We start from the raw sequence: 13,266 nt of genomic DNA on the forward strand, positions 1-13,266 counted from the left end.
CCTCCATGATCAACACATAGTTCTGGTGGTTAAGTGTCCCTCACGCAGGTGGGTGATCGCGAAAGGGGCTGGTGGTCGTGCGGGAGCCGAAGGTCTGGCGGGCCGCGAGACCGCATGTGGTGCGGGTGGTGCGAGGCGTGAAACCGGGGGTCGCGCGCGTCACGCGCGCCGTGAAGCCCGGTGCCGCGCGCGTCGCGCAGGTGGTGAAACCCGGCGCCGTACGCGTCACGAGCGCCGTCACGGCACGCTCTTCGCAGCTCACGGGGAGCACGAAGAAGCTCACGACCCTCCAGTTCACCGCCGGCGCGGCCACCCTGGGGCTGGTGCTCTCGGCCGGGGCGGTGGCCGCCGCCGGACCTTGGGACTCCTCCGGTCAGCGTACGGCCGAGCGCGACTGGGCGGCATCGCGGGACAGCCAGGGTGGCGCAGATCACGGACGTGATCCCGGCGCGGCGGCGGGGGCGCCCAAACCGGCGCCGAGCGCCCCCTCCGTGCTCGCCGGCCTCGGCGGCACCTCCGGCGCGGGCTCCGCCCCCGAGTCCGCCGCATTGTCGGCCGCCCTGGACCCGTTCCTGAACTCCCCGGTCCTGGGCCCCCGCCGCGCGGCCGCCGTCGTGGACGTCGAGACCGGCGAGCAGCTGTACTCCCAGAACGCGGACGACGCGCTGACCCCCGCCTCCACCACCAAGATCGCCACGGCCGTCGCGGCCCTCTCGGCGACCGGCGCCGACCACCGCATCGAGACCCGCACGGTCCTGGAGCCCGACTCCGCCGAGGTCGTCCTGGTCGGCGGCGGCGACCCCACCCTCACCGCCCGCGAGGACACGGGCGGCCACGCGAGCCTGCGCACCCTCGCCGACAGGACGGCCGCCGCCCTCCGGAAGCGTCACCTGAACGAGATCACCCTCACCTACGACACCTCCCTCTACGAAGGCCCCGAACAGCACACCATCGGCGTGAACGGCAACCTCGCCCTCGTCGTCCCCCTGATGGCCGACGAGGCCCGCCTCGACGACTCGTCCAGCGGCAGCGCGGACCGCGCCCCGGACCCGGCGGCGGACGCGACCGCGAAGTTCGCCCGCCTCCTGGAGGAGCGAGGCATCAAGGCGAAGACCGAGGGCTCCGCCCCGGCCCCGAAGAACGCCGAGGAACTCGCCGAGGTCGCCTCCCCACCCCTGTCGACCCTGGTCGAGCGCATGCTCACCCACAGCGACAACGACATCGCCGAGGCCCTGGCCCGCCAGGTCGCGCTCGCGACGGGCGAGCAGCCGAGCTTCGAGGGCGGCGCGGCGGCCATCAAGAAGGAACTGAAGAAGCTCGAACTGCCCCTCGAAGGCGTCGAGTTCGCGGACGGCAGCGGCCTCAGCCGAGGCAACCGGCTCACCCCCGCCCTCCTCACCACCCTCCTCGCCGAGTCCGCCGCCCCCTCCCACCCCGAGCTCCGCCCCGTCCTCACGGGCCTCCCGGTGGCCGGCTTCACCGGTACCCTCCGCACCCGCTACCCCTCCGACGCCACCGGCACCGGCGTCGTCCGCGCCAAGACCGGCACCCTGAGTAACGTGAACACCCTCGCCGGCACGGTCGTGGACGCCGACGGCCGCCTCCTCGCCTTCGCCTTCCTGGCCACGGAGACGGCACTGGAGAACACGGAGCCGGCCAAGAAGGCCCTGTCCGACGCGACCTCGGCCCTGGCGACGTGCGGCTGCCGCTGAAGGGGGAAGCGGGCCGGGGAAAGGCAAAAGGGGCGCGGCCCCTGCTTTTCAGGGGCGCGGGGCTGTGTCGACATGCGGCTCCGCCGCGTGGGCGCGAGCAACCACGACGCACCCGCAGGCGAAGCGCGACCGGTACCACCCCTCACCGTCGTGGCCTGCCCCAAGCGGCAGCGCTCACGTACGGTTGACAACATGACTCGTATCGGTGGTGCCGAGATGGTCGACTGGAATCTCGCGGTGGCGACCGCGACCCGGCTCGTGCGGCCGGGCCCCGAGGTGAGCCGCGACGAGGCCAGGGCCATCGTCGCCGAGCTCCGCCGACACGCGAAGGCGTCGGAGCAGCACGTCCGCGCCTTCACCCGGATGCTGCCCGACACGGGCGACGACACCCCTGTCCTCGTCGTCGACCGGCCCGGCTGGGTCCGGGCCAACGTGGCCGGCTTCCGCGAACTGCTGAAGCCCTTGCTGGACAAGATGCAGGAACGTCGCGGCAACACCCCGGGAGGGGCCGTGCTGGGCGCGGTCGGCGGCAAGGTCACCGGCGTGGAGCTGGGCATGCTCCTGTCGTTCCTCGCCTCCCGGGTCCTCGGCCAGTACGAGACGTTCGCCCCGGCGACCCGCGAACTCCCGGCCGGGGAGAACGGCGGCGGCCGACTGCTCCTCGTCGCACCGAACATCGTGCACGTGGAGCGCGAACTCGACGTACAGCCCCACGACTTCCGCCTCTGGGTCTGTCTGCACGAGGAGACGCACCGGACGCAGTTCACGGCGGTCCCCTGGCTGCGGGACCACCTGGAGGGTGAAATCCAGTCGTTCTTGGGGGAGACCGAGGTCGACCCCACGACCTTCCTGGAGCGCGTCCGGGAGGCCGCCCAGTCACTCGCGGGTGGCCGGCCCGAGGGAGAGGTCGGCGACGACGGTCACTCGATCGTGGAGTTGGTGCAGACCCCCGCACAGCGCGAGATCCTCGGCCGGCTGACCGCCGTCATGTCCCTCCTGGAGGGCCACGCCGACTTCGTGATGGACGGGGTCGGCCCGGCGGTCGTGCCCTCGGTCGCCGAGATCCGCGAGAAGTTCCAGCAGCGCCGCGCGAAGGGGGCCTCGCGCCTGGACCAGGCCCTGCGCAAGCTGCTGGGTCTGGACGCCAAACTCCGGCAGTACAGGGACGGGGAGCGGTTCGTACGGGCGGTCGTCGAACAGGTCGGCATGGACGGTTTCAACCGTGTGTGGACCTCCCCGAACACCCTGCCGACCAAGGCGGAGATCGCCAAACCGGCGGACTGGGTCGCGCGGGTGCATCGCAAGGCGGAGTCGTGAGCCGCGCGCGAGCGTGGTGAACGAATCCGGCCGACGGCAGGCAAACGCCCCTCCAATCACCCGTCCGAGGGACCGTGAGCGAGGGGTAGGCGTGCAATGCTCGGGGAACGGCCCGGTTCTGTCACCATCTACACACTCTGAGTGACCGAGCTCGGGCTCACCCCCCGACAATTTCATGAAGGGAACCGGACATGGGTCCCCACCCCGCGGTCGCGGCGATACGCCTGGCGGTCCGCCGCGTACTCCACGACCTCCTCACCGAACACCACACGAACACCACCCTTCACGCGCCCGCCCACGCGCCCGCCCGTGCGACCTCCGGCGCGCCCTCGGGCACGGGCGCACAACCGGTGCCCGCGCCCTCCGCGGCCGTATCCCCCGTGGCCATGTCCGTCGGGGTCGGGCCCGGCGTTTCCGCGCGCCCGGGTGCCGCGCGCCGGGGCCCCGCCGCACCCGAGCAGCCGCTCGTGCTCGTGGCGTGCTCCGGCGGCGCCGACTCCATGGCGCTCGCCTCCGCCCTCGCCTTCGAGGCACCCAAGCTCGGCGTCCGCGCCGGTGGCATCACCGTCGACCACGGTCTGCAGCCCGGCTCCGACCTGCGCGCCGAGGAAGTCGCGCTGCGCCTTCGGGAACTCGGCCTGGACCCGGTCGATTCCGTGGCCGTGACCGTCGGCCGCGACGGCGGCCCCGAGGCCGCCGCCCGCGACGCCCGCTACGCCGCCCTGGACGCCGCGCTGACACGCCACGGCGGCACCGCCGTCCTGCTCGGCCACACCCGTGACGACCAAGCCGAAACCGTCCTGCTCGGTCTCGCCCGCGGCTCAGGCATCCGCTCCCTGTCCGGGATGGCCGCGGTCTCGGGGGCCGACGGCCGCTACCGCCGCCCCTTCCTCCAGCTCGACCGGCAGACCGCCCGCAAGGCCTGCATGGTCCAGTCGCTGTCCGTCTGGGACGACCCGCACAACGCCGATCCCGCCTACACGCGGTCCCGGCTCCGGCACGAGGGCCTGCCCGCCCTGGAGAAGGCGCTCGGCAAGGGCGTCGTCGAGGCCCTCGCCCGTACGGCCCAGCTCTCCCGCGACGACGCCGACGCCCTCGACTCCTGGGCCCGCCAGGCCGAGGCTTCCGTCCGGGACGCGGCGGGCCTGCTGGAGTGCGCGAAGCTCTACGCCCTGCCGCCCGCCGTACGCCGCCGGATCCTGCGCCGGGCCGCCATCGAGGCCGGTGCCCCGGCCGGTTCCCTCTTCGCCCGGCACATCGAGGAGGTCGACCGTCTCATCACCGGCTGGCGCGGTCAGGGGGCCATCAATCTCCCCGGCCGGGTCGTCGCCCAGCGGCAGGGTGGCAGACTGGTGATTCGGCAAGGCTGAAACCGGACGCCGAAGGGGCCCCTCACACGGGCCCCCGACCCCCTCGTGCGGGACGGGCGTCCGGGAGCGGCCCTGGGACGACCGACCGAAAGTGATGCGGGTGGACGCGAAAGACATGGGTGCCGACCTCAAAGAGGTACTCATCACCAAGGAAGAGATCGACGCGAAGCTGGTCGAGCTGGCCGCGAAGATCGACGCGGAGTACGCGGGCAAGGACCTGCTCATCGTCGGAGTCCTCAAGGGCGCGGTGATGGTCATGGCGGACCTCGCCCGGGCGCTGTCCACCCCGGTCACCATGGACTGGATGGCCGTCTCCTCCTACGGAGCGGGCACCCAGTCCTCGGGTGTGGTGCGGATCCTCAAGGACCTCGACACCGACATCAAGGGCAAGCACGTCCTGATCGTCGAGGACATCATCGACTCGGGCCTGACCCTGTCCTGGCTGATCTCCAACCTCGGCTCCCGTGAGCCCGAGTCCCTGAAGATCTGCACCCTGCTGCGCAAGCCGGACGCCGCCAAGGTCGCCATCGACGTGGAGTGGGTCGGCTTCGACATCCCCAACGAGTTCGTCGTCGGCTACGGCCTCGACTACGCCGAGAAGTACCGCAACCTCCCGTTCGTCGGTACGCTCGCGCCCCACGTCTACGGCGGCTGAACCAACCCCCGTAAGACGCTCGGGAACCCCAGCGGGTTTCGCGCCGTTGGAGCATGCGTGGGCGGGATTGCCAACAGTCCCCTGCGGCTTCGGGTGACAAAGCTGGGGTACCGTCCGAAGAACAGTCTTTTATCAAACTCACTATGGCAGGAGGGACGGGGCGGCACCGCTCCGTATGGATGGACGTGAAGCGATACTTCCGTGGGCCAGTCATGTGGATCGTGCTGGCCGTCCTTGCCGTGGTCGTGTTGATGCAGGTCGTCGGCTCGTCCGGCGGCTACAAGACGGTGGACACCGGCCAGGTGGTCCAGGCGATCAATGACAACAAGGTCAAAGAAGCCAAGCTGACCACCGGCGAAGAGTCGACCATCAAGGTTCAGCTCAAGGACGGCCAGAAGATCGAGGGCAGCTCGAAGATCCAAGCGAGCTATATCGGCGACCAGGGCTACACCCTCGCCAACACCCTGCAGGACAAGTTCCAGAACAAGCAGATCCCCGACGGCTACACGGTCTCCCCGACCAAGCAGAACGCTTTCGTCGGCATCCTGCTGTCTCTGCTCCCCTTCGTCCTCATCGTCGTCGTGTTCCTGTTCCTGATGAACCAGATGCAGGGCGGCGGCTCCCGGGTCATGAACTTCGGGAAGTCCAAGGCCAAGCTCATCACCAAGGACACCCCGAAGACGACGTTCTCGGACGTCGCGGGCGCGGACGAGGCCGTCGAGGAGCTCCACGAGATCAAGGAGTTCCTGCAGGAGCCCGCCAAGTTCCAGGCCGTCGGCGCCAAGATCCCCAAGGGTGTGCTGCTCTACGGCCCGCCCGGCACGGGCAAGACGCTGCTGGCGCGCGCCGTCGCCGGCGAGGCGGGCGTCCCCTTCTATTCGATCTCCGGTTCCGACTTCGTCGAGATGTTCGTCGGTGTCGGTGCCTCCCGGGTCCGTGACCTCTTCGAGCAGGCCAAGGCGAACGCCCCGGCGATCGTCTTCGTCGACGAGATCGACGCGGTCGGCCGCCACCGCGGCGCCGGCCTCGGCGGTGGTCACGACGAGCGCGAGCAGACGCTGAACCAGCTGCTCGTCGAGATGGACGGCTTCGACGTCAAGGGCGGTGTGATCCTCATCGCCGCGACGAACCGCCCGGACATCCTCGACCCGGCGCTGCTGCGCCCGGGCCGCTTCGACCGTCAGATCGCCGTCGACCGCCCGGACATGCAGGGCCGTCTGGAGATCCTCAAGGTCCACCAGAAGGGCAAGCCGGTCGCGCCCGACGTCGACCTCGGGGCCGTCGCCCGCCGCACCCCCGGTATGACGGGTGCCGATCTCTCCAACGTCCTGAACGAGGCCGCGCTCCTCACGGCCCGCAGCGACAAGAAGCTGATCGACAACCACATGCTGGACGAGGCGATCGACCGCGTGATCGCGGGCCCGCAGAAGCGGACCCGGATCATGTCGGACAAGGAGAAGAAGATCACCGCGTACCACGAGGGCGGTCACGCCCTGGTCGCGGCGGCCTCGCCGAACTCCGACCCGGTCCACAAGATCACGATCCTGTCCCGGGGCCGCGCCCTCGGGTACACGATGGTCCTGCCGGACGAGGACAAGTACTCGACCACTCGTAACGAGATGCTCGACCAGCTCGGGTACATGATGGGTGGCCGCGCCGCCGAGGAACTGGTCTTCCACGACCCGACCACCGGCGCCGCGAACGACATCGAGAAGGCCACCGGTCTGGCCCGCGCGATGGTCACCCAGTACGGCATGACCGAGCGTCTCGGAGCCATCAAGTTCGGCGGCGACAACACGGAGCCGTTCCTCGGACGTGAGATGGCTCACCAGCGCGACTACTCGGAAGAGGTCGCCGCGCTGGTGGACGAGGAAGTCAAGAAGCTCATCGAGAACGCGCACAACGAGGCCTGGGAGATCCTGGTCGAGAACCGCGACGTCCTCGACAACCTGGTGCTTCAGCTGCTGGAGAAGGAGACGCTGGGCAAGGAGGAGATCGCCGAGATCTTCGCCACCATCGTCAAGCGTCCGCCCCGGCCCGCCTGGACCGGCTCCTCCCGCCGTACCCCCTCCACCCGTCCGCCGGTGCTCTCCCCCAGGGAGCTCGCACTGACGAACGGCGCCAACGGCGCGGCGCCGGCGATCACCGCCAAGGCGCCCGTCGAGGCGACTCCGGAGGAGAGTCCGGAGAGCTGACGCCCCACCGATGAGATCCGGCCACCGGGAGCCCCTGGCTCCCGGCCCGGCCGCCTCATCAGGCCCGAGATGGATGCCGCGCCCCCCTGGATCTAGCCTGGGGGCGCGGCATTTTCGTATGGCCGAAAGATGAGACGCGTAACCCGTACGCGTCGCAGGCTCAGGAGCGAGGCACGACATGACCGACCCCGTGACGCTGGACGGCGAGGGCCGCATCGGCGAGTTCGACGAGAAGCGTGCCGAGAACGCTGTGCGCGAGCTGCTGATCGCGGTCGGGGAAGATCCCGACCGGGAGGGGCTCAGGGAGACGCCGGCGCGGGTGGCGCGGGCGTACCGGGAGATCTTCGCGGGGCTGTGGCAGCGGCCGGAGGACGTGCTGACCACGACGTTCGACCTCGGTCACGACGAGATGGTGCTCGTGAAGGACATCGAGGTGTACAGCACCTGTGAACATCATCTGGTCCCGTTCCGGGGCGTCGCCCATGTCGGGTACATCCCGTCCACCACCGGCAAGATCACCGGACTGTCGAAGCTGGCGCGGCTCGTGGACGTGTACGCCCGGCGCCCGCAGGTGCAGGAGCGGATGACGACGCAGATCGCCGACTCGCTGATGGAGATCCTGGAGCCGCGCGGGGTGATCGTGGTCGTGGAGTGCGAGCACATGTGCATGTCGATGCGGGGCATCCGCAAGCCCGGCGCGAAGACCATAACGTCGGCGGTGCGCGGCCAGCTCCGGGACGCGGCGACCCGGAACGAGGCGATGAGCCTCATCATGGCCCACTGACCGGCCCGTCGCCCCGGGAGCGGCGGATCGCTCCCACCGCCGGGGGCCTAGGCTTGACGCATGAGCAAGCAGAACCGGCGCGGCCAGGTGGGCGGAATGCCCCGGTGGGACCGTTGTGCGGTCATGGGCGTCGTCAACGTCACCCCGGACTCCTTCTCCGACGGCGGCCGCTGGTTCGACACCACGGCGGCGGTCAAACACGGCCTGGACATGGTCGGGGAGGGCGCGGACCTGGTGGACGTCGGCGGTGAGTCGACCCGCCCCGGTGCCGCCCGCGTCGACGAGGCCGAGGAGCTCAAGCGCGTCATCCCCGTCGTGCGGGGGCTGGCTTCCGAGGGTGTCACCGTCTCCGTGGACACCATGCGCGCCTCCGTCGCCGAGCAGGCCCTCGCGGCCGGCGCCGCCCTCGTCAACGACGTCAGCGGCGGCCTCGCCGACCCCGCGATGATCCCGGTGGTCGCCGACGCGGGCGCCCCCTTCGTGGTGATGCACTGGCGCGGCTTCCTGGAGGGCGGCAACGTCAGGGGCGTCTACGAGGACGTCGTCGCCGAGGTGCTGGACGAACTGCACGCGCGCGTGGAGGCCGTTCTGGCGGGCGGCGTCGCGGCGGACCGCGTCGTCGTCGACCCGGGCCTCGGGTTCTCCAAGGACGCCGAGCACGACCTCACCCTCCTCGCCCACCTCGACCGGCTGCACGGCCTCGGCCACCCGCTGCTGGTCGCCGCCTCCCGCAAGCGGTTCCTCGGCCGGGTGCTGGCGGGCTCGGAGGGCTCACCGCCGCCCGCACGCGAACGGGACGCCGCCACGGCCGCCGTGTCGGCCCTGGCCGCTCAGCAGGGCGCCTGGGCGGTCCGGGTGCACGAGGTCCGTGCCACCGCCGACGCGGTTCGCGTGACCCGCGCGATCGAAGGGGCCCGGGAGCGGTGAGCGCTCCCCACACCGATGTCGAACAGGTCGAACTCGCCAACCGAGCCTTCTACGAGGCCATGGAGCAGGGCGACTTCGAGACGCTCTCCTCGCTCTGGCTGACCCCGGCCGACGTGGGCGTGGACGAGGAGTACCACGACCCCGCCGAGACCGGCGTGATCTCCTGCGTGCACCCCGGCTGGCCGGTCCTCACCGGGCGCGGCGAGGTGCTGCGGTCGTACGCGTTGATCATGGCGAACACGGAGTACATCCAGTTCTTCCTCACCGACGTGCATGTGTCGGTCACCGGGGACACCGCGCTCGTCACCTGCACCGAGAACATCCTCAGCGGGGGCCCGGCGCCGGACGGCAGTGACGAGCTGGGGCCGCTCGTGGGGCAGCTGGTGGTCGCCACGAATGTGTTCCGCCGCACATCCGACGGCTGGAAGCTGTGGTCGCACCACGGTTCCCCGGTACTGACCGAATCCGATGACGACGAGGGCGACGCGTCACCTTCCTGAGTGGGTGGGCGGTCCCCAAGGGCCAAGGCGTGATTGGGAACACGGGGTCGCGGGTATGGGCGGCTTCCGACCTGTGAGCCGCCGTGTTCCCTGCGGGAAACGCTCGGTGAACCCTGCCCGTACAAGGGTGGGGCCGAGCCTCCGTGGGGGAGCGCTGTCCGTGCCCGCAGGTAGATTCGAAGGTGGCCGGTGTGCCGACCGCATACGGACGACATCGGCCGTCACCGACGATTGCAGGAGTGATTCGCGTGGATCGTGTCGCGCTGCGCGGCCTCAGGGCCCGTGGGTATCACGGGGTGTTCCCGGGTGAGCGCGAGGAGGGCCAGACCTTCGTCGTGGACCTCGTCCTCGGGCTGGACACCCGGCCGGCCGCGGCCGACGACGACCTGGCGAAGACCGTGCACTACGGGATCGTGGCCGAGGAGGTCGTCGCCATCGTCGCGGGCGAGCCGGTGAACCTCATCGAGACGCTGGCCGAGCGCATCGCCCGGGCGTGTCTGCGGCATGACGTGGTCCAGGAGGTCGAGGTCACCGTCCACAAGCCGAACGCGCCGATCACGGTCCCCTTCGACGACACGACCGTCACCATCACCCGGAGCCGAGTATGACCGCGTTCTTCACCGAGGGTCAGAGCGACCCGACCGTACAGCCGGTGCCGGCCTCCGTCGTGCAGAAGGTGGACGAGGCCGACACGACCCTGCACAACCCCCGCCGGGCGGTGATCTCCCTCGGCTCGAACCTGGGCAACCGGCTGGAGAACCTCCAGGGCGCCATCGACGCGCTGGAGGACACGCCCGGCGTCCGCATCAAGGCCGTGTCGCCGGTGTACGAGACCGAGCCGTGGGGGGTGGCGCCGGGCAGCCAGCCGTCGTACTACAACGCGGTCGTCGTCCTGAAGACCACCCTGCCGCCGTCCTCGTTGCTGGAGCGGGCCCAGGCGGTCGAGGAGGCCTTCCACCGGGTGCGGGACGAGCGCTGGGGGCCGCGCACGCTGGACGTCGACATCGTGGCGTACGCGGACGTGGTCTCCGACGACCCGGCGCTGATCCTGCCGCACCCGCGCGCGCACGAGCGGGCGTTCGTCCTCGCCCCGTGGCACGACGTGGAGCCGGAGGCCCGGCTCGCCGGCCGGGGCCCGGTCGCCCTGCTCCTCGACGGCGTCACCCGTGAAGGTGTGTCGCCCCGCGCCGACCTGGAACTCCACCTGCCCGAGTAGTCGTTAAGGTCTACCGGGTCGGGATCATCCCGACGCCGTCGGGATCACCGGCCGGGCCGACCACCCGGCGCCCGTGGACCATCGGGCTCGTCGAAGGGGCATCGTGAAAGAGCTGCGCATCAGGACGCTGGCCGCGGTGTTCGTCGTGGCGGGAGTGCTGTCCTGGGCCGGGGCCCGGCTGTGGAACTCGGTGGGCACCCTGCCGAGCGTCCCGCTGGCCGCCCCCATCGTGCTCGCCCTGATCGCCGCCGTCCTGACGGCCACCGCGCTGTCCATCCGCAACCGCCTCAAGGCCCAGCGGGAGCGGCGGCCGGAGGCCAAGGGCGTCGACCCCCTGATGGCCGCCCGCGCGGTCGTCTTCGGCCAGGCCAGCGCCCTCGTCGCCGCCCTCGTCTCCGGCATGTACGGCGGCGTCGGTGTCTTCCTCCTGGAGTCCCTGGAGAACCCGGCCCGCCGCGACCAGGCCATCTACGCCGGCTTCTCCGTCCTCGCGGGCATCGCCGTCATAGTGGCCGCCTTCTTCCTGGAGCGCGTCTGCAAGCTCCCGGAGGACGACGACACCAACGGCGGGGCGGCACGGGCGATGTGACGCCCGCGCCCCGTAAAGGGGCGCGGGGAACTGCGCGACCAGCCACGTCCGGCCCGCACTGTTCGTACGGGCGTCCCCCGCGTCCTACGGTGTCCCCCGCGGAGCGTTACGCGGCGTTGCCCGCGGAGCGCACCGCGTGCGCGCACGGCGCCGGGGCCTTCGCACGGCGGCGCAGGACGCGGGGCAGCGCGAGGGTGACGAAGCCCTCGGCCTGCATCGCCGCGAGGCCGATGCGGGGCAGGTCGCGGGAGGTCGCGTAGACGACGAAGCGCGGCTCCCACCGCGGGCGGAACTTCGCGTTGAACTTGTACAGCGACTCGATCTGGAACCAGCGGGAGAGGAAGACCAGCAGCCCGCGCCAGGCGCGCAGCACCGGTCCCGCGCCGATCTTCTCGCCGCGCGCCAGGGCCGAGCGGAACATCGCGAAGTTCAGGGACACCTGCTTCACGCCCAGGCGGGGAGCGGCCTGGAGGGCCGCGACGATGAGGAGTTCGTTCATACCGGGGTCCGCGGCGCGGTCGCGGCGCATCAGGTCCAGGGAGGCGCCGTCGGGGCCCCAGGGCACGAAGTGGAGCACGGCCTTCAGGTCGCCGTACGGGCCCGGGACCTCGTCGGCCTTGTGGGCGGTGGCGATGAGGCAGTCGCCGTCGGCCGGGTCGCCGACGCGGCCGAGCGCCATGGAGAAGCCGCGCTCGGTGTCGGTGCCGCGCCAGTCCTCGGCGGCGCGCCGGATCCGGTCCAGCTCCGCCTCGCCGAGGTCACGGACGCGCCGTACCCGGGTCTCGTAACCGAGCCGCTCGATGCGCTTCACCATCTGGCGCACGTTGCGCATCGCGCGCCCGGCGAGGGAGAAATCCGAGACGTCCACCACCGCCTCGTCGCCCAGTTCCAGGGCGTCGAGGCCGGTCTCCCGGGTCCAGACCTCCGCGCCCGTCTCCGAGCAGCCCATGACGGCCGGGGTCCAGGAGTGGGCCTTCGCCTCGTCCATGAAGCGCTCGATCGCGCCGGGCCAGGCCTCGACGTCGCCGATCGGGTCGCCACTGGCGAGCATCACACCGGAGACGACGCGGTACGTCACCGCCGCCTTGCCGCTCGGGGAGAAGACGACGGCCTTGTCGCGGCGGAGCGCGAAGTGGCCGAGGGAGTCGCGGCCGCCGTGCTTGTCGAGCAGGGCGCGCAGCCGTACCTCGTCGTCGTCGGTGAGGCGGGCCGCCGGGTGTTCGGGGCGGAAGGCCAGGTAGACCGTGGTGATGGCGGTCAGCAGACCGAGGGCGCCGAGGGAGAAGGCCACCGTCCAGGACGTGTTGCCGGCGTAGTCGACCGGGCCCTCGAAGCCGAACAGGCCGTAGATGACGTGTTCGAGCCGGTCGGCGAGGCTCGGGTCGCCGACCATGCGCCCGGGGTGGGCGCTGACGACGAGCAGGCCCAGCATGATCGAACCGGCGCCCATCAGGACGAAGTTGGCGAGGGCGCGCCAGCGGCTGGTCGGGTCGGGCAGGGCGCGGAACTCGTCACGGTGGCGCAGCAGCAGGACGAGCAGCGCCAGCGAGACGAGGACGCCGACGACCGAGTGACGGTACGTGAACTGGGCGATCGCCCCGGCCGGGAGCAGGATCACGGCCGCGCGCCAGGCCCGCCGTTTTCGCCGGCGCAGGCCGTGGGCGAGGAGGAGCAGCAGGACGCCGGCGCTCAGGGAGAGGGCCGCCGCGAACGGTCCGAGCGCGCCGGGGAGCACCTCGGCCAGCGCGTGCATACGACTGTTCCGGAAGCGGGGGAACACGCCCGCGGCGATGTCCACGAGCCCGACGAGCGTGCAGGCCCTGGCGACCAGGGCGGGTACCGCCTCGGGGCGCGGCCCGCGCAGCGCGCCGCGCACGACGCCGTATCCGCGCCGACCGGCGTTCGAGTGGAGTCGGCCCGACCGGACCGGAACCCCACCCGACATTTCCCCATCTGTCCTGACAGACATCGCATCCCGTGGTTCTGCGAGAGAGCTTGGAT

At 71.2% G+C, this 13,266-nt stretch carries 12 protein-coding genes; 11 read left to right on the forward strand and 1 reads right to left on the reverse strand.

Annotation, left to right across the window (positions count from 1 at the left end):
- Positions 1 to 71 precede the first annotated feature (71 nt).
- The 11 genes from dacB to OG202_RS28250 all read left to right on the forward strand — a co-directional run bounded on the left by dacB (position 72) and on the right by OG202_RS28250 (position 11,265).
- Positions 72 to 1,712, forward strand: a complete 1,641-nt coding sequence (gene dacB / locus OG202_RS28200) for a D-alanyl-D-alanine carboxypeptidase/D-alanyl-D-alanine endopeptidase (protein ID WP_327728342.1) — start codon at positions 72 to 74, stop codon at positions 1,710 to 1,712.
- Between the two features lie 192 nt (positions 1,713 to 1,904).
- The gene (locus tag OG202_RS28205; RefSeq protein WP_326579388.1) at positions 1,905 to 3,029 is read left to right on the forward strand and encodes a zinc-dependent metalloprotease; all 1,125 of its coding nucleotides are present in this window, start codon (positions 1,905 to 1,907) and stop codon (positions 3,027 to 3,029) included.
- Between the two features lie 191 nt (positions 3,030 to 3,220).
- Positions 3,221 to 4,399: a tRNA lysidine(34) synthetase TilS gene (gene tilS / locus OG202_RS28210; protein ID WP_326579386.1), complete on the forward strand. Its 1,179-nt coding sequence runs from the start codon at positions 3,221 to 3,223 to the stop codon at positions 4,397 to 4,399.
- Between the two features lie 94 nt (positions 4,400 to 4,493).
- Positions 4,494 to 5,054: a hypoxanthine phosphoribosyltransferase gene (gene hpt / locus OG202_RS28215; RefSeq protein ID WP_326585685.1), complete on the forward strand. Its 561-nt coding sequence runs from the start codon at positions 4,494 to 4,496 to the stop codon at positions 5,052 to 5,054.
- A 179-nt stretch (positions 5,055 to 5,233) separates the two neighbouring features.
- A complete protein-coding gene (ftsH, locus tag OG202_RS28220; RefSeq protein ID WP_326585684.1) occupies positions 5,234 to 7,249 on the forward strand; it encodes an ATP-dependent zinc metalloprotease FtsH in 2,016 nt (671 codons plus the stop codon).
- A 178-nt stretch (positions 7,250 to 7,427) separates the two neighbouring features.
- Positions 7,428 to 8,033 (forward strand): GTP cyclohydrolase I FolE, encoded by a 606-nt coding sequence (folE, locus tag OG202_RS28225; protein ID WP_326579384.1) that lies wholly within the window; start codon positions 7,428 to 7,430, stop codon positions 8,031 to 8,033.
- A 60-nt stretch (positions 8,034 to 8,093) separates the two neighbouring features.
- Positions 8,094 to 8,960: a dihydropteroate synthase gene (gene folP, locus OG202_RS28230; protein ID WP_327728341.1), complete on the forward strand. Its 867-nt coding sequence runs from the start codon at positions 8,094 to 8,096 to the stop codon at positions 8,958 to 8,960.
- Positions 8,957 to 9,460, forward strand: a complete 504-nt coding sequence (locus OG202_RS28235; protein WP_326579381.1) for a nuclear transport factor 2 family protein — start codon at positions 8,957 to 8,959, stop codon at positions 9,458 to 9,460. Before folP ends, OG202_RS28235 begins: the two co-directional genes overlap by 4 nt.
- A 248-nt stretch (positions 9,461 to 9,708) precedes the next feature.
- Positions 9,709 to 10,068 (forward strand): dihydroneopterin aldolase, encoded by a 360-nt coding sequence (folB, locus tag OG202_RS28240; RefSeq protein WP_326579380.1) that lies wholly within the window; start codon positions 9,709 to 9,711, stop codon positions 10,066 to 10,068.
- The gene (gene folK, locus OG202_RS28245; protein WP_326579379.1) at positions 10,065 to 10,676 is read left to right on the forward strand and encodes a 2-amino-4-hydroxy-6-hydroxymethyldihydropteridine diphosphokinase; all 612 of its coding nucleotides are present in this window, start codon (positions 10,065 to 10,067) and stop codon (positions 10,674 to 10,676) included. The genes folB and folK overlap by 4 nt, the downstream gene beginning before the upstream one ends.
- A 103-nt stretch (positions 10,677 to 10,779) precedes the next feature.
- A complete protein-coding gene (locus OG202_RS28250; protein WP_326579378.1) occupies positions 10,780 to 11,265 on the forward strand; it encodes a DUF3180 domain-containing protein in 486 nt (161 codons plus the stop codon).
- Between the two features lie 106 nt (positions 11,266 to 11,371).
- Here OG202_RS28250 and OG202_RS28255 read toward each other — a convergent pair whose 3' ends face one another.
- Positions 11,372 to 13,210 (reverse strand): phosphatidylglycerol lysyltransferase domain-containing protein, encoded by a 1,839-nt coding sequence (locus OG202_RS28255; protein ID WP_327728340.1) that lies wholly within the window; start codon positions 13,208 to 13,210, stop codon positions 11,372 to 11,374.
- Between the last annotated feature and the right edge of the window lie 56 nt (positions 13,211 to 13,266).

The organism is Streptomyces sp. NBC_00310 (assembly GCF_036208085.1).
In the GTDB taxonomy this organism is placed as follows: Bacteria; Actinomycetota; Actinomycetes; order Streptomycetales; family Streptomycetaceae; genus Streptomyces.

Excerpts from the sequence above, each read along its gene's own strand:
- ftsH (WP_326585684.1), top strand. The coding sequence starts at position 5,234 with ATGGACGTGAAGCGATACTTCCGTGGGCCAGTCATGTGGATCGTGCTG.
- OG202_RS28255 (WP_327728340.1), bottom strand. The coding sequence starts at position 13,210 with ATGTCGGGTGGGGTTCCGGTCCGGTCGGGCCGACTCCACTCGAACGCC.
- folE (WP_326579384.1), top strand. The coding sequence starts at position 7,428 with ATGACCGACCCCGTGACGCTGGACGGCGAGGGCCGCATCGGCGAGTTC.
- OG202_RS28205 (WP_326579388.1), top strand. The coding sequence starts at position 1,905 with ATGACTCGTATCGGTGGTGCCGAGATGGTCGACTGGAATCTCGCGGTG.
- hpt (WP_326585685.1), top strand. The coding sequence starts at position 4,494 with ATGCGGGTGGACGCGAAAGACATGGGTGCCGACCTCAAAGAGGTACTC.
- folP (WP_327728341.1), top strand. The coding sequence starts at position 8,094 with ATGAGCAAGCAGAACCGGCGCGGCCAGGTGGGCGGAATGCCCCGGTGG.
- folK (WP_326579379.1), top strand. The coding sequence starts at position 10,065 with ATGACCGCGTTCTTCACCGAGGGTCAGAGCGACCCGACCGTACAGCCG.
- tilS (WP_326579386.1), top strand. The coding sequence starts at position 3,221 with ATGGGTCCCCACCCCGCGGTCGCGGCGATACGCCTGGCGGTCCGCCGC.